We start from the raw sequence: 21,993 nt of genomic DNA on the forward strand, positions 1-21,993 counted from the left end.
TTGTGTGTCAGTGTGTGAGTCATGCCGCTTTCCTCCGGTGTTCGATAGCGAGCTGAGCCATCAGCCGCTGGTGATAGGTGAGCCGCGCTTCAAGTGGTGACCAGGGCCGGATGATGTCGTTCGATGGGGCGATACCTACCAGCCATTGCCAGATGGCCGTATCGGGTGGCATGAGGTCGCGGCGTTCTGTGGCAACTGCAACATGGTCCGCTTGGTGCACTTCGTCTGGTAGGTCAGCCTCGAGGTCGAAGCGGGTGCATATCCGTTCCCATATCGATTTCTCGACGTCTTGGTAGGCATGCATCAACTCTTTGAGCGGGCACACCATGTCGCCCACGTAAGCTTCGGTGGCGTCGTGAAGCAGGGCGGCTAACTTATGCTCCTCTGGCACTAAGTCCGCGACGATGCAGCTGTGTTGGGCCGCGCTATAAAAGTCTCGGCAGTGACCGTTGAATCGACACAAGTGGGCCAGGGCGTGTGAGATATCCCGTGGGTCGATCTGATCGGCTTCCGGCGCGTAGAAATCGAACGACTGGCCGGTCATGGTTAATATCCGGCTCATCACGCAGCCTCCTTAACCAGATCGGCCAGCAACCTGCAACCGTTGAGCCTCACTACAGGCTATGGCGAGGTGCTGGGCAACTGGTGCCTGCTTAATGTCGATGAAGAACAGAGCCATTTGCTTGCTGGGGGCATTCCTCGCAAACAGGGCTTTTCACTGGAGTTTGTGAGTTATGGCGAAGACCTGCAGAACGTCTAACGGCGACCTGCTGGACACCCTGTGTCAGCAGTATTATGGGCACCTGAATGGCTCTGTTGAGGCGGTGCTGGATGCCAATCAGGGGCTGGCAGATGAGCCTCAACCGTTCCGTGCGGGGGTGCTGATCGTGCTACCGGATATGCCGGTTACGAATGAGGAGCTCATACAGCTGTGGGATTGAGCAAGACAAGTTAGAATCACGCTGGTAGCCTACCGCCATTAATCGAATCTACCGGATGGAACAATGCGTAAGACAATAGGGGCTTTACTGCTGTTAGCTGCAGGTATGACTAATATGAATGCGGCTTGGGCTGCAGATAATCTGTTCAAAGATTATGCGTACGGCACCGATAAAAAAACCTATGCAGCTGTGAAAGGGTTTTACAACTGTACGAAGTCTGTGGGTCAAGACGCGTTATGCCGAAACAAGGTCGACTTCCTCGGTAGAAGTTTCACGCTATCGCTCTTATTTTCCGATTCGAAATTGACGATGGTCAGTCTGATGACGGCCTTTAGCCAAGCTGCGTATTCTGATGTTCGTGCTGCACTTAATAAGACGTTCACCATAGTTCGTATGACTGATGACAAAACAGCGCTGGACATCGCTGAGCTCTTTGATACGCCTTCAGATCAAGATTTGGAGGCAATGGTTAACCGTTATGAATCGCTTGGCCTCAACTCTGGGAAGTTCACTTATACCTTTCTGGAAGGCAAGTTTGATCTCCAGGGGAACGGGAATCTGGCAGGCGTCCTCGCATCCCAACCTGACAACATCCGCGCAGCAGATATGGTAGCTGCGAGTATGCCGCCTTTCAACGCTCTAGTGATTCGTTTCTCATTCCCCAAATTCGATTCCAAGAGGATTGAAGAGAAGCAGGCCAAGCCAGTTGAAGCTTTCTAGGCCCAATCAGATAAATCATAACCTCGCCTTGGCGAGGTTTTTTTTGCACGAGACTTTATGAAGCCGACCTTTCGAGTTATTGCCGATGGCAAGGACATCACCGCCTTGATCAATGATCGGCTGCTGTCTTTACGTACCTCTGATAAACCAGGCCTAGAGTCGGATGAGTTCGAGCTGCGCCTTGATGACCGCGATGGTGCTATCGCGTTGCCTCGGCGCGGTGCGGGTATCGAGGTGCAACTGGGATACGCCGGTCACGCGCTCACGAAAGTAGGGCGTTACACCGTCGATGACATCGATGTGTCGGGTCCTCCGAGCACCCTGGTCATTCGCGGTAAAGCCAGTGATATGCGGGGCAGTGGCAAGACCACGCGTAGTGGCAGTTGGGAAAACGTTTCGCTGCAGCAGATTGTTCGCGACGTGGCGGCTCGTAATAGCTGGGAGCCTGTCTGCCCGGTGCAGACGAAAATCCCCCGTGTTGATCAGCTCAATGAATCAGATTTCAATTTCATTACTCGGCTGGCCAAACAGTACGACTGCACCGCAAAGGTTGCGGACGGCAAGCTGCTGGTGATGCCGCGTCAGGGTAGCGAGAGCGCGAGCGGCAAAGCGCTGGGGGTGGTCACGATTCGGGTCAGTGATGTATCTCGCTGGCAATCCGGCTTGGCGACAAATCCACGCACAAGGCCGTTCAGACCAAGCACCAGGATAAGAAAAACGGAAAGCTACAGGTCGTCGAGCTGAGCAACGACGAATCACCGGATGGCATGCCACCTGTGCACACCGACCGCCACATTTATCCGAACAAGTCTGCAGCAGAACAGGCTGCGAAGGCCCGGCTGGCAGCATTCAATCGCAGCACGGCGGGTGTCCGACTGGAGATGGCCGGGCGTACAGACCTGTTTGCAGAGCGCATCGTGAAAGCCCAAGGCTTCAAGGTTGGCCTGGACGGCGAATACCTGGTCGACTCAGTTGAGCAGATGTTCACCCAGTCTGGTTGGACAACGACCGTTGAATGCAATGGTGGCAAGTCCGGTAAAGCCAAAGCTAAAGGCAAGAAAAAGAAGGAGAAGAAGCCAGTCAAGGTCGTACAGCTGTAACGAAACCATCGATCCCCAAGGCCGCCATTGAGCGGTTTTTTTTCGTCTGGAGAAAAGCATTACTGTTACTGAAAGAGACCGCGACATCCTCGCCCGGACGCTGTGGGGTGAAGCCCGTGGTGAAGGTTTGGCGGGTATGGTCGCGGTGGCCTGGTCTATTCGCAACCGCGTGGACATGGATTTGCACAACGACGGTAAACCGGATTGGTGGGGTGAGGGCTATACAGGCGTATGCCAGAAAGCCTGGCAATTCAGTTGCTGGAACAAGAACGATCCGAACTTTCCATTTTTGAGCGGTGCTGAGCCGATCCCCGCTGCCCAATTCGCTCAGGCCCGTCAGGCCGCTGCAATCGTCATCGATGGGAAACAGCCGAATCCCACTGGTGGAGCCACTCACTATTACTCCACCACGATGCCGAAAGCACCGGACTGGGCAGCCAATGCGAAGCGAACGCTGAAGCTCGGCCGTCACATTTTCTTTCGGGACGTGCCATGACGGCTCTCTTCAAACTGGTGCCCGTCTGGGTGTGGGCATTGGTGGCGCTGTTGGTGGCTGTTGCGTACCTGGCCCTGCGCCTTGATGCCGTGAAGGTCGCCCGCGATGCCGTCACGGTTGAGCGTAATGCGGAGCGAGAAAAGGTGGGGAAGCTCACCGCTGCCAATGAATCCCGAAAGAAAACCCAGAAGCTGCTGCTCGATCTCGACACGCAGCACACTCAGGATCAGGCCAAAGCCGATGAAACGAATAAGCCCCTGCTTGCTGCTGTCGCTACTGGCGCTCAGCGGGTGTACGTCAAAGCCAGTTGTCCCGCTGTGCGAGCCGCCCCAAGCCCCACCGGCCAGCCTGATGAAGAAGGTAGAGCCGAACTTGACCCAGCGGTTGCGGAAAGAATTCTCCATACCGGAACAGACGGCGACGACGCCATCCGGCAACTGAGCGCACTGCAGCAGTACGTCAGAACGGTTTGTCTCGGACAGGCCGAGTAATCAAAAGGAGCGATCAGCCCGGATGCGTCAACATCCGGACTGAACGCCGAACCCGCAGCCCTTTTCCTGCAAGTCCAGCCAAGACTCCCGCTTCGTGCACAAAGCGGAGCGGAGTCTAGCAACTGTTTATCCATACAGTAAAGGTTTGCAATTAATGTCCACACCTATCGTTCCATGGATGGGCGGCAAACGTCGCCTGGCCGACCGCCTCATCCCTCTTTTCCCACCTCATGAATGCTACGTTGAAGTGTTCGCCGGAGGTGCGGCCCTGTATTTCATGCGTCCCCAGGCGGCTCCCGTTGAGGTCTTGAACGACATCAACGGCGACCTAGTGACCTTATATCGTGTTGTGCAAAATCACCTTGAAGAGTTTGTCCGCCAGTTCAAATGGGCGCTCAGTTCGCGCCAGGTCTTTGAGTGGCAGAAGATGACCCGCCCGGAAACCCTCACTGATATCCAGCGCGCCGCTCGATTCTTTTACCTGCAGCACCATGCTTTCGCTGGCAAGGTGTCTGGCCAGACGTTCGGCACGGCTACGACCGCCCCGGCAATCAACCTGCTTCGCATTGAAGAGAACTTATCAGCAGCCTGGCAAAGGTTATCTGGCACCTATGTCGAGAACCTGCCCTGGCTGGAATGCGCTGAGCGCTACGACCGTGCTCACACCTTTCATTACATGGATCCACCGTATTGGCAGACTACCGGCTATGGCGTCGACTTTGCGTTTGAGAATTTCGAGCGGATGGCCGACTTCATGCGGCGCTGCAAGGGCAAGGTGATGGTCAGCATCAACGACCATCCGGATATTCGCCGGGTGTTCGATGGCTTTCACTTTGAAACATTGAACATCCAGTACACCACCACAAACCAGCGACTGGGCCAAGCCGATGTGAGCGGAGAGCTGGTGATTACCAATTGGGTTCCCGCCGATCTGGGTGGGCTGTTTTGCTGATCCCTTGGTTTGTTCTTCAAAGCGTGAGCTATCGGTATCTACCGTTCTTTGCCCACAAGGAGAAAGATATGTCAAAGGAGTTTGATGTATACGAGTACTGCAAGGCCCTGAGCGACTCAGAACGAATCAGCGACCAAATCATTGGTTGGACTGGTCGCTGGTCAATGATGGGCAGTTTCATGATTTGTACTCAGTGCCTGGCTACCCAGCAGGTCGTTGAGTCAGGGGAGCAGTTTGTCCATGCGAAGGGCTGTCCTGCCGAGCATGGAGGCAAGTACCCCTGGCATGAGCTCAAGTCAGTCTTAGGGATGGTCCCTACGCCAGGCTATGAAGAGGTCGGTGTTACTAAGGGATGATGTTGTTGTGAAGAGCAGGGCGCAGCAGTTGCACGCCCTGATTCTTGACGTTCCCGACCTCTTTGCCCACTGCGTACCATTCGAATTCGTCGACCGGCCTGCAGCACTCCATGGCAATCTCTGTAACACGTTCGGGTGAAAGGTCAGGATCAAGCCATTCACTCGCCTATTCCGGCTTCAGCACGAACGGTCGCCGATCGTGAATGTCGACTATGCCTTGATCGCTGACTGCGGTGATGGTCACAAATCCATTCTCATCCATCGGTTCCAACCCGGGTGCCACCTGAGCCAGTCCGCCATAAAACATGGGTGCCTGGCTTTTCAGCTTGATGAATTAGGGCTGTTTTTTCTTCGGGTCGTTTAGCATCCTTGACCCACTCAAGCTAGCCATTTGCGGGTACAAACACGCGTCCATTCGGCCTGAGCTGCTTGAAAAACTTCCCTGTCGTCGCTGTCTAGACCCTCACATTAATCGGGGCATGCCTTTTCTCCTTCGCCCAGAATGGTGAACATTCACAGCGGACTTTGTCTACGCTCAGACTTTCCTCCACCCCCGACTAATTACCACGCGAGTGCTCGGCGCTACCTTTTAGCGTTTAATGGACCGCTCGTTGTAGCCATTGATCAAGATCTGCAATGAAGTTCAACCTGATTGCTTAAAGAACGAGAAATTTTGAGTTTTCGTTCTATGAGCTTGCTTTTTAGTGGCTATTACCCTGAAGTGCATTTAAAGCCCTCCAGGGTAGTGCCTCGCTATGGGCTTTTTTGTGCGTAATTTTATAGAGAGTTAGGAAGGTGCGCGTCTCCAGGTAAGCTTAATTTCAGCCATGTTTCCTGTTCTGCTAAGCCGCTAAACTCCGAGTCTAAGAATGATTTAAGCTTGGTTTTGAGTTTCACTGAATTGGCATGATTGTGGATCCGATAATATTCAACTAGCGCGGATGTTAGATCTATTTTGGATTGAAGTTTTAGGTTGTGGTTTTCAATGACATTAAGCAGTATGTTGAAGTGGTTGGATTCAGTATCAAGTTTGAGCAAGGGTATAATATCCTGAGCATAGTCATTTGCATTTTTGTGATTGTCAAGAAATAGGATTGTATTTGCGGAAAAAGATATATTTTTATCGATGTCATTGGCGAGCTCGGACAACAAATGTCGGCGCAAAGTTGTGGTGGAATTTTTGTATATGGTTCTAAGAATGCATACAATATTAAGGAGGGATTTTTTGTTTGTGTCTAGATCGATATGGGAACACAGCAAGTGAAAGTTTGACTCTTGAGAAGGTTCTACGAACTGCTCCTGAAAAGTTACTTTTACCTTGTTAGCAATATTAACTAGTTTAAAGATGTCTGATTCTTTTAATGCAAAATCCTTGATTTTTGTAACTGACTCGTGATAAATAAAGCGACTATCGTGTTGCGGGTTGGAGATGTAATTGTTAAGTATGTGTATTAAATTTGAAGTTAGTTTCTGATCGAGGTCGATAAAGCTTTTGTGAGTGATTAATTCATATTGAATAAATTTTTCGAGCAGTTCTTTGGCTTTTTCATCTGTCGTTTGATGCCATTTTTCAACATAATAAGTAATGACGGGTGATGGATCCTCTTGGGTGTTCAGTGAATAACCAGTGAAGTGACCAATACCGGTTTCCGAAATGTCTGAGGTAATATTTGTCTGTTTACTTTGAAAAAAGTAATCCTCAAGTGTGAATCCTTTGGACAGAAAGCGCTGTTCGGCTCGGTTCCAGTCCTCGAAAGTACCAAGGTCGAAACTGTCTGGGATTTTGCTCAGGTTAATCGAGTGGTCTGAGCATGAAGATATGGCGGTGGGTATTACCCATGGTACGTGGTCTAAAAGAGTACTCTTATCGTCATCAGATATCGAAAGTTGATCATAAACGCTGACGCATGCCTCGAGGTTCGCACGAGTTGGAGCGTCTGAAAAGTCGATTGAAGTAAATAAAAATTCCCACTCTGGATGGGGTTTTATAGATGGGGGAGGCTTTGGTATTCCCGATAGTCCATCGATTTTTATGAGTTTTGCTGTCACGGAGCTCACAGAACCAGGTAGGCCCAATGCAGGGACTTCAATTTTTCCAGGACTAAATATTTTAAGTGTGTCAATAATGCCGGGATTACTAGTGCTTATTATTTCAAGGCTTTCAGGATCAAGCTCAGGCTGAAAAAAATCGGACAGTAATCTGGATATTAAAGTCGGTGCGTTTGATAGGATTTTGCAAAATGACGTTTGAACTAAAGTTTTGAGTACTAGTGGGTGAAACTCGATATCAAGCGCAGGAAAGGTGCCATGTTTTATGATTTCAAAACAAGTAACTGTGCAGGAAGGCCAGTATTGGCTTAAATATTGCTTGGCTACTGGGTGGCCTTTTGTTGACTGAGAAATTATAAGTTCCCACGCAGCAGCTTTCACTGCGTCATCAGTATGAGTGATATATTTGTCGCGAAGTGCATCGAAGATGCATTGTTCTGTGTGGGGTTCTATGAGGATATTCAGGTCCGCATTGTGGTCGAAGTCGTGTAGTAGAGTCTCCAAAGCATGCAGAGCAAGAAGTCGGCGAAAAGTTGGGTGGTCTGCTGCGATATCATCTGAGAATAAAGCGAGGGAGAGGAGTGCTCCGTTGCCCACGAGTTGATGTGGTCGACTATCTTCAAGCCTTTTTGGTATTTGGGTAATTGCCGATCTGAGATAGTGTAGATTATCTTCAGAAAAACAACGACTCGCGGCGATAGTGAACACATGTTGCCAGTGTGACTTTCCTGCCAGTAATAGCAGGCGCTCTTCAATTACTTGTGGTGACTCAGCTGTCAAGGCGGAGGCCGCCATGAACTCCTGGAGAGACCTGACGTCAAAGCTTATTTTACCTTCCTCTCGAGAGGACAATAACACTAGTCGGTTGAGCGCTAGCTCGGTCAACTCCGCAAGCCTTTCTTGAATTTCAACTTCCTCGAAGCCTTCTTTTACTAAGAAGCTGCGGATAAGGATTGACAGCTTATACATATCTAGCGACGCTGTTGCACTTCCGGCTACTTCCGCGTCTACGTGAAGGCGTAGGCCCGCACGTTGGTGAATAGGGCCGATCTGGGTTAGATTTTTATCGAGTGTTCGCTGTACTTCTCCTCCCTTTGATTTTTCTCGCTTTTTCAGGATTTCAAAGTATTCATGGAACAGGCTCCATCGAGAGCTAGGTACTCCGCCGCCAGTGTCAACTATCATATGTAATATAGTGACTTGCAGTGGGCTCTTCATTAGACGCCTAGTCGAAGCTCGATCGGCGGAGCGCTCTAACTGATCAACGATTTTTTGCTGTCTATAGGGGTCGTCCCTGTAATACGATTTAGCAAGTAGTTTGGCGTAGGAAAGAGCTGTTGTAAGGGGGAGGTCCTTGAGCTCTTTATGAGTCCATTGTTCTGGGTCAAAGTCAGAGTTATAGCCTTGCGGTCTGCTTGTGACTACAAAAAAAGCATCGCAATTAAGAAGTTCAACTTCAGTTATTAAGTCTTGAATTGCTGCCAACACAGATTCGCGTTCTCCACTTGGTGGAACTTCATCTAGTCCGTCAAAAGTGAAAAACCATGGGAAGTTTTTAAGGCAATCACGCAGGTCGCTAACAGTGATCTCTATGTGAGAGGTATCAGAGATTTCGTTGGCGATGAATGATAAGATACTTGGTTTTTTCACTTTGCCAGCTTTTGCTGCGCTAATTTTGTCAGCAAATTGAGGCAATGATACCCAGGCTGGGTATCTGCTTGGCAGCACATCATCTATAGATTCGTTGATCGCGCGCTCAAAAATTTCGGTAATTAGTTCATTAGTCTGATCATCAAAAGTCTGATTGGGTGTTTCTCTCAGTAGAGCTGCGCGGAAAAGCTGCGTGAGAAAAAGCGATGCTGTAGATTTTCCTTGTCCTGGACCCCCAAGAAGAACGATTTTATTCCTCCTATCTCTTTTTTGGGATGAGTCTGTGCCAATATTTTGAGCTCTAAAAATGCCTTTCGAATCATAAATGGTGCGCTTTACAAAAGGGCCTGAGTGCATTATTGATACGCCAGTCAGCGGGCGTGTGGGCAGGTCCACGAATACTTGGCTTGCTCTTATAGCATCATCGGTCAAACTGCCGGCATCTTTTAGTCTGACATTTTTGTCTCTCTTTAATAAATGTATAAGTGAAACTTTTAGTGCGTATTCTAGGTTTTTTTGGTCTTTATTTAGTTTGCTATAAAGTTTATTTAAAACGTCTCCTGCGAGTAAGGACGGTAGATAGGCAGTTCTAATCGCCTCTGAGGCAGTGAGAAAGGTTTCGATTTTTTCAGATGGCCATATATCAAAACCTTTGAGGCCGATCTGATTGACCCAGGTTTTCATGTGGTCAGAAACTTTTGTTAATCCGCTCTTTCTTGTTGAGGTTTTGGTTTTTGTATCTGCTCCAGATAAGTTGATGTTTGTTGCAATAATATAGTATTGTGGTTTTCTGTAGGTCGAGTTTGGTCGGGTAAATTTGGCTAGCTCGCCTGAAAGTTGATCAATTAACCATGTGACATCACTGCCTCCACGAAGCTTTTCTTTAAACTTCGCTTGGACTACCAGATAACCATCCCACTTTTGAGCTTGATAGCCTTCTATTAAACCTTCATAAGAAAAATCCCGTGCCCCATCTGGGCCGGGAGGAAAGACATGGCCAGCGGGACCAAGTTTTTCCATTGCTAATGCTTTAACGATACCTTCAAAAGACGTGCTATTCAGTTTTTCCAGTGTGATTTCTTTCATGATGCATCCTGCTGGTTGGTTACCATATCGGGTTGATAGGATTGACACCGTTGTCCGTCGTTTGTGTTCACTAGTACCTAACGACAAGGGCCACTTATAGAAATACGTAAGCCTCTGATTTTCAATGACCTCCGGAGTCACTGGTAGCTATCGGTCAAATAGTAGACGTTCCCTAATGGTTATTTTAGCTCTTGGTGGAGAGCATCGAGAAGTGCGAAGGGAATTGCGAGCCAGGCCAGGTAGGAAGGGGGCCTATTTATGGTTTCCATGCTTACTCGCTGGGATGTCTAGGGTAACTGCCTTCCCCATATCCAGTATTATAGGTTGCGCTTGTTTGACTTTTTCTGCTGCCGCAGACGCGGCAATCACATCCGAAATAAGTCGGGCCGCCAAGCCCCAACCGTTGAGCCCTTCGTAGGAGTTTTTCACCGCATTATTCGCAACAACTATTGTATGTGTATAGCTCGCTTCTAGCTCGTTGATTTGTTGCGCTAGGGCTTCGATGATTTCATGTTGCGCGTCTGAAGCTGGTAGGGTTTGCAGTTTAGAGAGGTTGTTTTTGAGCGAGTTTATCTGGGATGGGGTGTCTTTCGACTCGCGTGATTCGCCGGATTCTCCAGCAGAGAGCGCATCAGTCAGTGTCTTTACGAAGTCGCCCATTTCATCTGCTCCGCCGCACAGGCGGTTGAAGATGCTCAGAAACTGCTTCACCACCGCATTGTCGTTGTAGTCGGGATACCGGATGTCATGATCGATTTCCGCCCACCCTTCTTCGAAGATGGTGCGGACCTGAAGTTCTGTATAAGTAGTTTCTTTATAGGGTGTGGTCTGGATTATGTAGTGCACAGACCGGTAGGCATCAGCGTGCTCCTGTACTGTAAAACCCTTGCCTTCCATAGCCGATTTCAAATCACCTTGCCGTATATAAGCAGTGGGCCCTTCTAGGATATTTAGCGTTTTCCTGATCTCGTCGTCAATAGAGAACATGCCGCTCTTATAAAGGTGTAGCGCTCTCAAGCCTACGAGGTCTTGAATTATCGAACGGTAGTTGGATGCATTAATATCTTTGTACTTCTCACTACCGGCCTCGTGCTTTCTAATTATTTTCGAAATTAGACGCTTCGCGTCTTTGATTCTCCATCGCACGGAGTGAACGAGTGGAATCTTCTGAATTGTTGAGGCCAAAAGTATAGCCGTGTCCTCTAATGCTGGAGTTTTTACTGTATGGTCGTCATATATTTCTGCAAGCGTAGCTATAGTTAGATTATATTGGGCAAGTTTTTCTGCGCAGGTGTTGTAAGTTTTAAAAAATTCCTTGCTGTCCTGTGGTCTCATAAAATCAACTTCCATTTTAGTCGGTTGCATTGCTTGGTAATGCAGCGTTGCTAGAGTTTTCGATTATTGACGAATGGCGCGCTTGCTGGCAAACAGTTTAAGCAATTTTGTGTCGTGCAAATTCATCACAATACCGTAGCATATGACCTTTGCACATTCACATGGATAGCTCCATATTTCGTGGTGGATTTCTTAGGAAATAATGGTAACTGAAAGGCAGCGATGGTCCGATTGTGTTGAAAAAATCCAGCTGGTTTCGATGGCTGAAAAGTACGCGCCTGAGAGCGAAATCCTTTCCTTCAGCAGAGGCTGCCTTGCTCGGACTTCACGTAGCCGCAAAAAAAGGGTGTTTCTATCCATCAATATTTGAGCAGTTTGGGTAAACCGGCTGTTTTCAACAGAATCGTCCGATAGCTGCCGATCAAGTCCGGCAGAGCTGAGTTATGTCGATAGCAGTTCTGGAGTTCAGACATATTCATAAGGGACATTCCTTAAAATGAGAACGGCGACAAAGCCCTAATCAGGTGCGCGTTTTGCGTCTGCCAGATTCAGAACCCGATCGGATATCCGACGGGGTGGAGCATAATTTTTGTGACCCTTTGCCGCCTGTAAGCCTTGGGATGACGTTCCGAAACAAACGCCTTCAGAACCGAATAATGTGGTGTGCAGGGCACTGCGAATGTCATGTTTTAGGAATTGATAATTCTGTAATTTTCTGTTTATAGAAAAGTCTGGAGACTTGAAAACCGCTGACTGCAGCTATCCTCGGGCCGATTCGATATTTGAGGTAAACACACACACGCAGTGGGTGGTACAGAAGTGGTACGAAGAATAGCCACCTTTCGTGCAGGTCACGTAGGACAGTGCCCGAACCAAGAGTGGGCCCAGTCCATCATGGGAGCGACGCTGAAGCGGCGGGAGGGTTCAGGGGGCGTAGTGCGAACATTGTTGAGAGCTTCGGGCGACATGGTGTTCAACGTATCTGTACCAATTCTGGACGGTGTCAGTCGGCGCTGATCACGGCGTGATGAGGGGGGGAGTTTACCAGAGTAGGAGGGGCAGAACCGACGGCGTCATAATGAAGCAACTCGCCATTGATGATGAGTTTCAGCTGGATACGGCTGCCATGCTAAGTCGCTAGTGCTTCAAGAGGGCGCTCTCGTGTTTTGGTACGACTCCGCCGTGTTGTAATTCTGTCTGAAGGGCCGTATTGCGCGGCAGCCTATTTATGGTGCTTGCCGCAGTCACTGAGGCGCGCTGTATCCCGCGACTACAAGCAATCTGTATCTATCAGCCATTCCTTCAGGCTGATACGGTTTGCATCCCTCCTGTTTTGAGCCAGCCATGATCGAACTCAGCGCTTTCCCATTCGGTACAACCGACTGGTCGACAATCGAACCCGTAGAACATGCCGGTGAAACCGGTACTGCTTATTGGCGCACCTGTGAGTTTGGTTCGGTTCGCGTTCGTATGGTGGAATACAGCCCCGGCTATCTTGCTGATCACTGGTGTTGGAGAGGCCATATCCTGCTGTGTCTGGAGGGTGAGTTGCACACTGAACTGGAGGATGGTCGACAGTTCATCCTCACTGCCGGTATGAGCTACCAAGTGAGCAATGACGCCGAGGGGCATCGGTCATTTACCACTACCGGTGCCAAGTTGTTTGTGGTGGACTGAAGCGCTTTAAACATCACCCATGTCTCGTTGCAGGATCTTATTGATGCCATTTGGTTTTCATAAAATGCATGCCAATGGCGATGACTTCGTCATTGTGGATACACGAAACGCTGCCAATCCGTTTACCAGTGCCATCGCTCGGCGATTGGGCGACCGTAACCGAGGTCTGGGTTTCAATCAGCTTGCGGTGCTGCTGGATTGCGATGATGCGGCGGCGCGCTTGATATTCTGGAACGCGGACGGCTCTGCGCTGGATGCATGCGGAAGCGCGACGCGCGGTGTTGCGGATCTGTTGATGCGTGAAGCGGATGTGACGTCGGTAACGTTAAGGACTAATCGTGGCTTGTTGGCGTGCGAGCGAACGTCGACCGGCGATATTGCGGTCGACATGGGCAAGCCGCTATTTGGCTGGGCAGATATTCCGCTGGCCGTGGAGCTGGACTCGGTTGTTTTACCATTGGCCGGTCGTCCGACAGCCTGCAGCATGGGCAATCCGCACTGTACCTATTTTGTCGATGATCTGGCCGATGTTGATATCGCAAAAATAGGCCCGGCGCTTGAAATCAATGACTTGTTTCCGCTCAAGACGAACGTGCATTTCGTCCAGATTATGAGCCGCAAGCATATCCGCTTGCGTATCTGGGAGCGGGGCGGTGGCATTCCCCTCGGTTCGGGCTCCTGCGCGTGTGGTGCTGCCGTCAACGGTATACGCCGTGGTCTGCTGGACAATACGGTCGAGGTTGAGTGTGATGGCGGAACCGTGACGGTTCGCTGGGATGGGATGGGGCCGGTATTTCTCATCGGGTCGGTAGAGAGTGTTGCGTCGGGATTGATCGCTGACCGTTTGTTGGAGCTGTAGTCTGAGAAACATTCACTTGTAGGAGCTACCGAAGGTTGAGATAGCGTTAATGCTTCGCAGCCTTCGGCAACTCCTCAAGAAATGCATTCAACGCAATGACGGCGTTTTTACTTGTCAGGAAATGGCAACGACAGAAGCCACTGACTGAACGCGTTCAGCGATGGCAGATGCTGATACCGGGTCGCGTAGACAAGGTAATAACTGCGGCCGCTGTCCATCGCGTCAAACAGTGCAACGAGCTCACCACTCTTGAGTTCGTCCTGGACCAGGATTTCCGGTACCAGCCCGATTCCGATGCCTGCCGATACCGCCTGAATAAGATGTGCAGTGAGTTCGAAACTAGGGCCGGATCTCATGTTTCGATGATCAACGTCATAACTGTCAAACCAGTCAGACCACGCGCTGGGCCGCGACACAACGTTGAGCAGTGCATGCTCTGCAACGCTGGCGGGCGTCATTGCCTCGTAGTCGGGCAGTGCTGCAGGGCTGGCAACGACCACGAGTTTTTCGCTGAGCAGCTTGTGCGAGACATAACCAGGCCACTCCCCTAAACCTACACAGATGATTGCGTCCATGTCGTGCGTGGTGGGCTGAGTTTCTGCCTGGATAATCCTTGAGTGGATGTGCACCAGTATTCCAGGGTGCTTCGCATAGAACTCATGCATGCGCGGCAGCAGCCACTTTGAGCCCAGCGTCGGCAGCACCGCCAGATTCAAAGGTCCACCTTCATTTTTGTACGAAATGGTCTGCAGTGTTGCGCTACGAATACGCCCCAGAGCGGCGGCCAGTTCATGCTGATAAAGCGCCCCGGCGGCCGTCAGTTCGATCTTGCGTCCGTCACGTCTGAACAGCTCGACTTCAAGTTGGGCTTCGAGCGTTTGCACCTGCCGACTGACCGCGCTCTGGGTCAGCGTCAATTCTTCCGCGGCTTTGGTGAAGCTGCCATGCCGGGCTGCGGCTTCGAAAGCAATCAGCAACGACATCGATGGGGTCAGTCTTCTAGGGTTCATTCATAAAGCTCATGCAAAATCAGCAGGATTTACGCTTGTGACAAAGGCTGAGAGGCGTAAAAATTAAAAAAAATAGAATCTGATGCTCTGCGCCCGTCAAGCCGAGCATACGCAACGTGAATGCATAGATTAGCTTCTTGGCCTGTAGGAATTCCATATGATCGCCCGTTTGTCCCCGGCAGTTGCCCAAAGTACGACGTATGAAGCCTTTCTCGATGCCCTCGGGGCGGCGGGCTTTCGCGGGGAGATTGCGCGTGATTATGGCGGCCGGACCGTGTTGGCAACGGACAACTCGATTTATCAACGGCTGCCCCAGGCCGCGGTGTTTCCGCTGGATGAGCAGGACGTTGCGATTGTTTCGCGGCTTGTCGCCAAGCCTGAACACAGTTCGGTAGTGCTCACGCCTCGTGGCGGCGGTACAGGCACCAACGGCCAATCGCTGACGGATGGTGTGGTCGTCGACCTGTCACGGCACTTGAACAATATCCTTGAGATCAACGTCGAAGAGCGCTGGGTCAGGGTCCAGAGCGGTGTGGTCAAGGATCAGCTCAACGCTGCGCTCAAACCTCACGGGCTGTTTTTCGCGCCGGAGCTTTCAACCTCGAATCGAGCCACCATTGGCGGCATGATCAACACCGATGCGAGCGGGCAGGGCAGTTGCACCTATGGCAAGACCCGCGATCATGTGCTCGAGTTGTCCACGGTGATGCTGGGTGGCAGTCGCCTCGATAGCCTGCCGATCGACACCGAACAGTTACAGGCGCTGGTCAGCCGGACTGACCGCGTTGGCGAGGCGTATCGCTGTGCGCTGGACATCGTCGAGACCCAGGCCGAACTGATCGAAAGCACGTTCCCGAAACTCAACCGCTGCTTGACCGGATACGATCTGGCGCACCTGCGCGAGGCGGACGGGCGTTTTAACCTAAATAGCGTTCTTTGCGGTTCCGAAGGCTCGCTCGGCTTTATCGTTGAAGCCAAACTCAACGTCCTGCCTATCCCCAAATATTCGATTCTGGTGAATGTGCGTTACGCCGGTTTCATGGATGCGTTGCGCGACGCCAAAGCCTTGATGGAAATGAAGCCGCTGTCCATCGAGACCGTGGATTCGAAAGTGCTGATGCTGGCGATGAAAGATATCGTCTGGCATGGCGTCGCAGAGTACTTCCCGGAAAATCCCGATACGCCAACCCTGGGCATCAACATCATCGAGTTCAGCGGTGATGACGAAGAGGTCGTCCAGCAAAAAGTCCACGACTTCGTCTTGCACTTGCAGCGTGACACATCTGTTGTGCGCCTGGGCCACACCCTCGCAATAGGCGCTGATGCGCTCAAACGTATTTACGCCATGCGTAAACGAGCGGTGGGCTTGCTCGGTAACGTCAAAGGGGAGGCCCGGCCGCAGCCTTTCGTTGAGGACACTGCTGTGCCGCCTGAAAATCTCGCAGATTTCATTCAGGAGTTCCGGGCGCTGCTGGACAGCCACAACCTGCAATACGGGATGTTTGGTCATGTCGATGCGGGCGTGCTGCACGTTCGGCCGATTCTGGACATGAAGGATCCGGTTCAAGCAGCCCTGATCCGGCCGATCTCCGATGCTGTCGCGGCACTGACGCAAAAACATGGCGGCCTATTGTGGGGCGAGCATGGCAAGGGATTGAGGTCGCAATATGTCCCTGACTATTTCGGTGAGCTTTACCCTGCATTGCAAGCACTCAAGGCGGCGTTCGATCCGCACAACCAGCTCAATCCAGGCAAGATCGCGACCCCCGCAACGGTGCCGGCCGCAAAATTGACGTTGGTGGACGAAGTCCGATTGCGTGGCGAGTTGGACCGCACGATTGATGAGCGTGTCTGGCAGAGCTATGACGCCGCGCTTCACTGCAACGGCAATGGCGCGTGCTACAACTTCGACCCTGATGACGCCATGTGTCCGTCCTGGAAGGCCACCCGCAATCGTATTCATTCGCCCAAGGGGCGCGCTTCGCTGCTCCGCGAATGGCTGCGCTTGCAGGGCGCGCAGGGCGTTGATGTACTGGCGGCGGCCTCGGGCGCGACGCAGAACATCGCCCGGCGAGCGATCAATACCGTCCGGCAAAAGCTCGGGCAGGACGATTTTTCCCATGAGGTTTATGACGCGATGGCGGGTTGCCTGGCGTGTAAATCCTGCGCCGGGCAATGCCCTGTGAAGGTGAACGTGCCCGAGTTTCGCTCGCGCTTTCTTGAGCTTTATCACACCCGGTATCTGCGCCCCCTCAAGGACTACTTGATCGGTTCTCTGGAATACACCGTTCCTTACATCGCCAGGATGCCGCGACTCTACAATTTCGCCATGAGTGCTCGCCCGGTTCGCTGGGGCCTTGAGCGCATCGCGGGAATGGTCGACAGCCCATTGCTCAGCCTGATGGACTTCACCGCAGTGTGCCGACGCTGGAACGTAGAAGTGGCGACCCCTCAGCGTCTCGTCATGCTGTCGGACGCACAGCGGGCGAAAAGTGTGATTCTCGTTCAGGACGCGTTTACCCGGTTCTTCGAAACCCCGTTACTGGCTGACTGGGTAGAGCTGATCTCAAGGCTTGGCTACAAGGTTTATCTGGCACCCTATGCACCCAATGGCAAGCCGCTTCAAGTGCAGGGTTTTCTCAAAGCGTTTGAAAAGGCCGCCAGCTTCAATGGCCAGTCGCTTTTCAATCTTCAGCAGTACGACGTGCCATTGGTGGGGCTGGACCCAGCCATGACCCTGGTTTACCGACAGGAATACGCCAAGACGCTGGAGGCCGACAAGGCGCCGTCGGTGCTGCTGGCGCAAGAGTGGCTGATCAATGCGCTGCCGCAGAGCGAGGCATTGAAGGAGGCTGAGCCTTATCATTTCCTCCCGCACTGCACGGAAAAAACCAATGAGCCGGGCAGCATCGGCATGTGGCAAAAGATTTTTGAGCGAGCAGGGTTAAAGCTCCAGGTTCAGGCCAGCGGCTGTTGCGGGATGTCGGGGACTTACGGGCACGAAACACGAAACGCCGCCACGTCGGACATCATCTACGGTCAATCCTGGAAACTGTTGATCCAGAAGTTCAACCAGTCCGGGCGGGTCGTTGCTGACGGTTATTCCTGCCGCAGTCAGGTCAAGCGCCAAGAGGGGGCAACGGTGCTTCATCCGTTGCAGGTTTTGTTGGCGCGCTTGAGGGAAGTCTAAGCGCAAACCGACACCTTTCAAGCCAAAAGAAATACTCCTGATTGAACCTGGCCCTGTAGGAACACACCGAGGTTACGAGTGCCAGCGATGGCGGAATGTCAGACAAACCGCTATCGCTGAACTCGTAACCTCGGTGAGTTCCTACAGGTTAATTGTTGCTGTGTGACGGCGCGGCGTCAAAACAGGATCGCCCCCGCCACATCAGGCTTCAGCCGTCATTCAGCGTACAACGGGTAATCCACATAGCCCTCGGCATTGCCGCCATACACGGTGGCTGGATTGATCGGATTCAAGGGCCAGTCATTGGCGATACGGGCTGGCAGGTCCGGGTTGGCAATGAACGGGCGACCAAACGCAACAAGGTCTGCCAATCCTGAGTCCAGCAGCGCTGAGCCGCTTTGCGCTGTGTATTTGCCGGCATACATGATGGCTCCGCTGAAGGTGCTTCTCACGTCACGACGAAACGCTTCAGGCATGGCTGGCGCGTTATCCCAGTCAGCTTCGGCGATGGACAGATAAGCGATACCAGCGTTTTCCAGAATCTTGATGGCTTCGATGTACGTGGCGTGCGGATCTTCCTCCACCAGACCCAGATAAGTACGGTCTTCATCCGTAGTCGTGAACAGAGGGGCAAAACGTACGCCGACCCTCTCTTTGCCAATGCACTCGGCAACACCGGCGACAATTTCACGCAGGAAGCGCAGGCGATTATCCAGTGAGCCGCCGTATTGATCTTCGCGGTGATTGCTGTGAGCCGAGATGAACTGGTTGACCAGATAGCCATTGGCGCAGTGCAATTCGATGCCGTCGAAACCGGCTTCGATAGCATTGCGTGCGGCTTGAATATAGAGCTGAACAAGCTCTTGCACTTCATCAGTGGTCAGTGCCCTTGGCACAGAAGGTTTGACCAGTTCGCCAGCACCGGGCGCGGTTTCGATAAACACGCTCACCTGATCCGCCGCGATGGCAGACGCCGATACGGGGGCGTCGCCATTTGGTTGCAGTGCGGTATGAGACACCCGACCGACATGCCACAGCTGGGCGAAGATGACGCCGCCTTCGGCATGCACCGCTTCGGTGACTTTACGCCAGCCAGCGACTTGCTCGGGTGTGTAGATACCTGGGGTCCAGGCGTAGCCCTGACCGCGCGGCTCGATTTGCGTACCTTCGGTAACCAGAAACCCGGCACCTGCGCGCTGGCTGTAGTACTGCGCCATTAGCTCGTTGGCGACGTTGCCGGGCTGGGTGCTGCGTTGCCGGGTGAGGGGCGGCAGGACGATACGGTTTTTGAGGGTGTGATGGCCCAGTTGGGTCGGGGTGAAGAAATTGCTGTTCTTTACTGAGTTGCTCATTGATCTGCCTTGGTCGACGTTAAATGTCCAATTTTTATTAGACCAGTCGACTAATTGTCGTTTAAAAATAATGGACGCTTTGCCGTTCGGCTTGGCGTCCACTGTAATCGTGTCGCAGGGCGTGGAAGTGAGGGATCAGCCCAGTTTTTTCAGTAACGATTTAGCCACTGCTGCCGAGCTGGCAGGGTTCTGGCCTGTGACCAGTTGACCGTCTTCAACAACATAAACCTGCCAGTCGCCAAGCTTGGAGTAGTCCCCGCCCAGACGCTGGAATTCGTCTTCGATCAAGAAAGGCACTACGTCAGTCAGGCCAACGGCTTCTTCTTCCGAGTTGGTAAAACCAGTCACTTTGCGGCCACTGACCAACGGCTCGCCGTCTGCGCCTTTGACATTAATCAGGACGCCAGGTGCGTGGCAGACAAAGCCGTGAGGTTTGTTGCTGCGATCAAAGGCTTCGATCAGCGCAATCGAATCCTTGTCTACAGCCAGATCCCACAGTGGACCGTGGCCACCTGGATAGAAGACGGCGTCGAAATCTTCAGCGCGGACACCTGACAGCAGTCCGGTGTTGGCGAGTACGCGCTGAGCATCAGCATCTTTGCGGAAGCGATCTGTCTCGGCGGTTTGCGCATCCGGCTCGTCACTTTTTGGATCAAGCGGTGGCTGGCCACCGGCTGGCGAGACGACGGTAATCTCGGCACCGGCATCCTTGAATGCGAAGTAGGGGGCCGCAAACTCTTCTAGCCAGAAGCCGGTTTTTTTGCCGGTATTACCCAATTGATCGTGCGAAGTCAGAACCATCAGAATTTTCATAAGGTGTTCCTCGAAGGTGAAGGGGTGGCAATGAAGAGAAGCGACGCCGAGGCTAAACCGTCAGCGCTTCAGGTCACCGATGGGACAAAGCTTAGACTCGGAATAGACCAGTCGTCTAGAGTTTTTTTCAATGCGTTTGCTCAGGGTTGGTCAAGGATCCGGCTAAATGGTTCAAACAATAGACGACTGGTCTAATTTTTGATATTTTCCGTTTCATGAAACCGACCTACGACGACACTCGCCAGCATTTACTCGACACCGGCCACCGCATGATGGCCGGGAAGGGCTTCACTAGCGTGGGCCTCAGCGAACTCCTACAAGTAGCGGGCGTGCCCAAAGGCTCGTTCTACCACTACTTCAAATCCAAGGAGCAGTACGGGCAAGCCTTGCTGGAAGATTACTTCGCTGGCTATCTCGCTGACATGGACAGACGCCTGGCCTTGCCAGGGTTGACGCCTCGCGAGCGGCTTATGGATTACTGGCTTGGATGGCAGCAGCGTTGCGTCGAGCCGTTCAGCGGCAATGAGTGCCTGGTGGTCAAGTTAAGCGCCGAAGTAGCGGACTTGTCCGAGTCGATGCGTATCACCTTGCGTGACGGTGCCGAGCAAATCGTGCTGCGGCTCACTGCGTGTATCAGGCAAGGCCAGACCGAAGGTTGTCTGCCGGGGCAAGATGCCCAACAGTTGGCGGAAACGCTGTATCAGATGTGGTTGGGCGCCAGCTTGCTGAACAAGCTGCAACGTGATGGTCGGCCTCTGCAGATGTCTATGAAGACGACCAGGCAGCTGCTGGGCGTTCCAGACAGCGTTTGATTTTGGCTGCAGTAGTTTTCTTGTGGCTGTGAAATTGTTGGTCTGCAGGAACTAGAAACCTGGCCCTTATTTCTAGTTGCCCCCCGATCCTGTGGGCGCTCACCGAGGTTACGAGACCAGCGATCACGGTTTGTCTGACACTCCGCCATCGCTGGCCTCGTAACCTCGGTGAGTTCCTACGGGGATCCGGCTTGTGATTTAACTTGGCCTCAGATAGTGCTCGTCTGCAGTTTTGAGGTCTCCACCCGGCTCGGAGCATCCGCAGCCACAGACCGCTGTTGCAGCCAGTAACCGACACTCGCTGACAGCCACATGGCGTAAGTCATCAATTCGATCCCTTCTTCCACAGCAGTCTTGGCCAGTCGAGCGTAGCCGTCATCCAGAATCAGATGCCAAAGCGCTCCCATACCAAATACCCTGGAAAACACCAACACGCACAAGCCGGTTGATATCGTCCCGAAAGCAGGTGTTCGGGTGAAGGCTGCCAACGCACGCAAAGTGTCTTGGCGATTCGCTGGTTTGAAGGCAATGGTCAACGACGTAATAGCGATCAGCAGAAATGGCCAACACCAGGCGCTGTGGCTGATGGGGTCGAAAAGGCCATCCAGCTCCCTTATCAACAAACAGGCGAAGAAGCCTGCAACCAAGTTGTTGAAGCCTTTCTGTCCATCGCTTGCAGGTGACAACCAGAAGAGCAGGGCGCAGGCGAAAAGCAGCAGTTCCTGAGTGATTTCGGTAAATGAAACCTCTAGAAGTTGCGTATCAAATACGGCGATGTCCAGCCAGATCATCCCGAAAATGATGCCCGTCAGTACAAGCTTGAGCAGGAACATGAGCGAAGCATTTTTTAAATCTTTAAAAATGAGGGGCAAAACAAAAGCTCCAGACTTGCGAGACAACTTGATAGTTGCGGTTCGCAAGGGGACGCTATTTCATTAATAATTTCAAATGCTTCCGTTGATTATCGGAATTGATGAAATTCATACCCCGATTAAACGCTTAACCTGTAAAGCCAGCTTGTAGGTGAGTTGGCGAAACTGACACACCGCTTCGCGACCACCTATAGGGATTAGGGTTGTCATGGGGTTCTGTAGGCGCTGCCGA

Annotated in this window: 16 protein-coding genes and 4 pseudogenes; 11 read left to right on the forward strand and 9 right to left on the reverse strand. The window is 52.1% G+C overall.

What is annotated here, in order from left to right:
* Positions 1-19: 19 nt before the first annotated feature.
* Positions 20-562 (reverse strand): phosphohydrolase, encoded by a 543-nt coding sequence (locus ABRP31_RS09980; protein WP_349970906.1) that lies wholly within the window; start codon positions 560-562, stop codon positions 20-22.
* Between the two features lie 27 nt (positions 563-589).
* Between ABRP31_RS09980 and ABRP31_RS09985 the strand changes: the two are divergent.
* The 7 genes and pseudogenes from ABRP31_RS09985 to ABRP31_RS10015 form a co-directional block, all read left to right on the forward strand.
* Positions 590-760: pseudogene (locus ABRP31_RS09985) on the forward strand (phage tail protein); the annotation flags it as partial.
* Positions 735-941, forward strand: a complete 207-nt coding sequence (locus ABRP31_RS09990) for a tail protein X (protein WP_349970905.1) — start codon at positions 735-737, stop codon at positions 939-941. The pseudogene ABRP31_RS09985 and the gene ABRP31_RS09990, both read left to right, overlap by 26 nt.
* A gap of 63 nt (positions 942-1,004) precedes the next feature.
* Positions 1,005-1,661, forward strand: a complete 657-nt coding sequence (locus ABRP31_RS09995) for a hypothetical protein (protein ID WP_349970904.1) — start codon at positions 1,005-1,007, stop codon at positions 1,659-1,661.
* Positions 1,662-1,718: 57 nt separating this feature from the next.
* Positions 1,719-2,761 (forward strand): annotated as a pseudogene (locus ABRP31_RS10000) (phage late control D family protein).
* Between the two features lie 58 nt (positions 2,762-2,819).
* Positions 2,820-3,257 carry a cell wall hydrolase gene (locus ABRP31_RS10005; RefSeq protein WP_349971010.1) on the forward strand — a complete coding sequence of 146 codons (438 nt, stop codon included), beginning with the start codon at positions 2,820-2,822 and terminating at the stop codon, positions 3,255-3,257.
* Positions 3,254-3,748 carry a lysis system i-spanin subunit Rz gene (locus tag ABRP31_RS10010; protein ID WP_349970903.1) on the forward strand — a complete coding sequence of 165 codons (495 nt, stop codon included), beginning with the start codon at positions 3,254-3,256 and terminating at the stop codon, positions 3,746-3,748. Before ABRP31_RS10005 ends, ABRP31_RS10010 begins: the two co-directional genes overlap by 4 nt.
* A 154-nt stretch (positions 3,749-3,902) precedes the next feature.
* Positions 3,903-4,700 carry a DNA adenine methylase gene (locus ABRP31_RS10015; protein ID WP_349970902.1) on the forward strand — a complete coding sequence of 266 codons (798 nt, stop codon included), beginning with the start codon at positions 3,903-3,905 and terminating at the stop codon, positions 4,698-4,700.
* Between the two features lie 345 nt (positions 4,701-5,045).
* Here ABRP31_RS10015 and ABRP31_RS10020 read toward each other — a convergent pair.
* The 4 genes and pseudogenes from ABRP31_RS10020 to ABRP31_RS10035 form a co-directional block, all read right to left on the reverse strand.
* Positions 5,046-5,693: pseudogene (locus ABRP31_RS10020) on the reverse strand (SOS response-associated peptidase family protein).
* 140 nt (positions 5,694-5,833) lie between these two features.
* The gene (locus ABRP31_RS10025; RefSeq protein ID WP_349970901.1) at positions 5,834-9,841 is read right to left on the reverse strand and encodes a hypothetical protein; all 4,008 of its coding nucleotides are present in this window, start codon (positions 9,839-9,841) and stop codon (positions 5,834-5,836) included.
* A 252-nt stretch (positions 9,842-10,093) separates the two neighbouring features.
* A complete protein-coding gene (locus ABRP31_RS10030) occupies positions 10,094-11,191 on the reverse strand; it encodes a hypothetical protein (protein WP_349970900.1) in 1,098 nt (365 codons plus the stop codon).
* A gap of 845 nt (positions 11,192-12,036) precedes the next feature.
* A pseudogene (locus ABRP31_RS10035) lies at positions 12,037-12,144 on the reverse strand (hypothetical protein); the annotation flags it as partial.
* Between the two features lie 379 nt (positions 12,145-12,523).
* Between ABRP31_RS10035 and ABRP31_RS10040 the strand changes: the two are divergent.
* Together ABRP31_RS10040 and dapF are read left to right on the forward strand one after the other, a co-directional pair.
* Positions 12,524-12,853 (forward strand): DHCW motif cupin fold protein, encoded by a 330-nt coding sequence (locus tag ABRP31_RS10040; protein ID WP_349971009.1) that lies wholly within the window; start codon positions 12,524-12,526, stop codon positions 12,851-12,853.
* Positions 12,854-12,896: 43 nt separating this feature from the next.
* Positions 12,897-13,712: a diaminopimelate epimerase gene (gene dapF / locus ABRP31_RS10045; protein WP_349970899.1), complete on the forward strand. Its 816-nt coding sequence runs from the start codon at positions 12,897-12,899 to the stop codon at positions 13,710-13,712.
* Positions 13,713-13,819: 107 nt separating this feature from the next.
* On the opposite strand, the gene ABRP31_RS10050 is transcribed toward dapF, so the two are convergent.
* A complete protein-coding gene (locus ABRP31_RS10050; RefSeq protein ID WP_349970898.1) occupies positions 13,820-14,722 on the reverse strand; it encodes a LysR substrate-binding domain-containing protein in 903 nt (300 codons plus the stop codon).
* A gap of 157 nt (positions 14,723-14,879) precedes the next feature.
* Between ABRP31_RS10050 and ABRP31_RS10055 the strand changes: the two genes are divergently transcribed.
* Positions 14,880-17,912, forward strand: coding sequence for an FAD-binding and (Fe-S)-binding domain-containing protein (locus tag ABRP31_RS10055; RefSeq protein ID WP_349970897.1), 3,033 nt, complete (start codon positions 14,880-14,882; stop codon positions 17,910-17,912).
* Positions 17,913-18,127: 215 nt separating this feature from the next.
* Here ABRP31_RS10055 and ABRP31_RS10060 read toward each other — a convergent pair whose 3' ends face one another.
* Together ABRP31_RS10060 and ABRP31_RS10065 are read right to left on the reverse strand one after the other, a co-directional pair.
* Positions 18,128-19,264 carry an alkene reductase gene (locus tag ABRP31_RS10060; RefSeq protein WP_349970896.1) on the reverse strand — a complete coding sequence of 379 codons (1,137 nt, stop codon included), beginning with the start codon at positions 19,262-19,264 and terminating at the stop codon, positions 18,128-18,130.
* Between the two features lie 135 nt (positions 19,265-19,399).
* Entirely contained in the window at positions 19,400-20,077 is a 678-nt protein-coding gene (locus ABRP31_RS10065) for a type 1 glutamine amidotransferase domain-containing protein (RefSeq protein WP_349970895.1), read from the reverse strand.
* Between the two features lie 215 nt (positions 20,078-20,292).
* Here ABRP31_RS10065 and ABRP31_RS10070 point away from each other — a divergent pair, with 215 nt between their 5' ends.
* Positions 20,293-20,889, forward strand: a complete 597-nt coding sequence (locus ABRP31_RS10070) for a TetR/AcrR family transcriptional regulator (protein WP_349970894.1) — start codon at positions 20,293-20,295, stop codon at positions 20,887-20,889.
* A 209-nt stretch (positions 20,890-21,098) separates the two neighbouring features.
* On the opposite strand, the gene ABRP31_RS10075 is transcribed toward ABRP31_RS10070, so the two are convergent.
* Positions 21,099-21,809 (reverse strand): hypothetical protein, encoded by a 711-nt coding sequence (locus ABRP31_RS10075; protein WP_349970893.1) that lies wholly within the window; start codon positions 21,807-21,809, stop codon positions 21,099-21,101.
* Positions 21,810-21,993: the final 184 nt, after the last annotated feature.

Origin of the sequence: Pseudomonas caspiana (genome assembly GCF_040224095.2) — a bacterium.
GTDB classification, from domain to species: domain Bacteria; phylum Pseudomonadota; class Gammaproteobacteria; order Pseudomonadales; family Pseudomonadaceae; genus Aquipseudomonas; species Aquipseudomonas caspiana.

Coding starts and splice junctions, on each gene's coding strand:
- ABRP31_RS10065 (WP_349970895.1), bottom strand. CDS start 20,077: ATGAAAATTCTGATGGTTCTGACTTCGCACGATCAATTGGGTAATACC.
- dapF (WP_349970899.1), top strand. CDS start 12,897: ATGCCATTTGGTTTTCATAAAATGCATGCCAATGGCGATGACTTCGTC.
- ABRP31_RS09980 (WP_349970906.1), bottom strand. CDS start 562: ATGAGCCGGATATTAACCATGACCGGCCAGTCGTTCGATTTCTACGCG.
- ABRP31_RS09995 (WP_349970904.1), top strand. CDS start 1,005: ATGCGTAAGACAATAGGGGCTTTACTGCTGTTAGCTGCAGGTATGACT.
- ABRP31_RS09990 (WP_349970905.1), top strand. CDS start 735: ATGGCGAAGACCTGCAGAACGTCTAACGGCGACCTGCTGGACACCCTG.
- ABRP31_RS10060 (WP_349970896.1), bottom strand. CDS start 19,264: ATGAGCAACTCAGTAAAGAACAGCAATTTCTTCACCCCGACCCAACTG.
- ABRP31_RS10010 (WP_349970903.1), top strand. CDS start 3,254: ATGACGGCTCTCTTCAAACTGGTGCCCGTCTGGGTGTGGGCATTGGTG.
- ABRP31_RS10070 (WP_349970894.1), top strand. CDS start 20,293: ATGAAACCGACCTACGACGACACTCGCCAGCATTTACTCGACACCGGC.
- ABRP31_RS10025 (WP_349970901.1), bottom strand. CDS start 9,841: ATGAAAGAAATCACACTGGAAAAACTGAATAGCACGTCTTTTGAAGGT.
- ABRP31_RS10030 (WP_349970900.1), bottom strand. CDS start 11,191: ATGGAAGTTGATTTTATGAGACCACAGGACAGCAAGGAATTTTTTAAA.
- ABRP31_RS10050 (WP_349970898.1), bottom strand. CDS start 14,722: ATGAACCCTAGAAGACTGACCCCATCGATGTCGTTGCTGATTGCTTTC.
- ABRP31_RS10015 (WP_349970902.1), top strand. CDS start 3,903: ATGTCCACACCTATCGTTCCATGGATGGGCGGCAAACGTCGCCTGGCC.
- ABRP31_RS10055 (WP_349970897.1), top strand. CDS start 14,880: ATGATCGCCCGTTTGTCCCCGGCAGTTGCCCAAAGTACGACGTATGAA.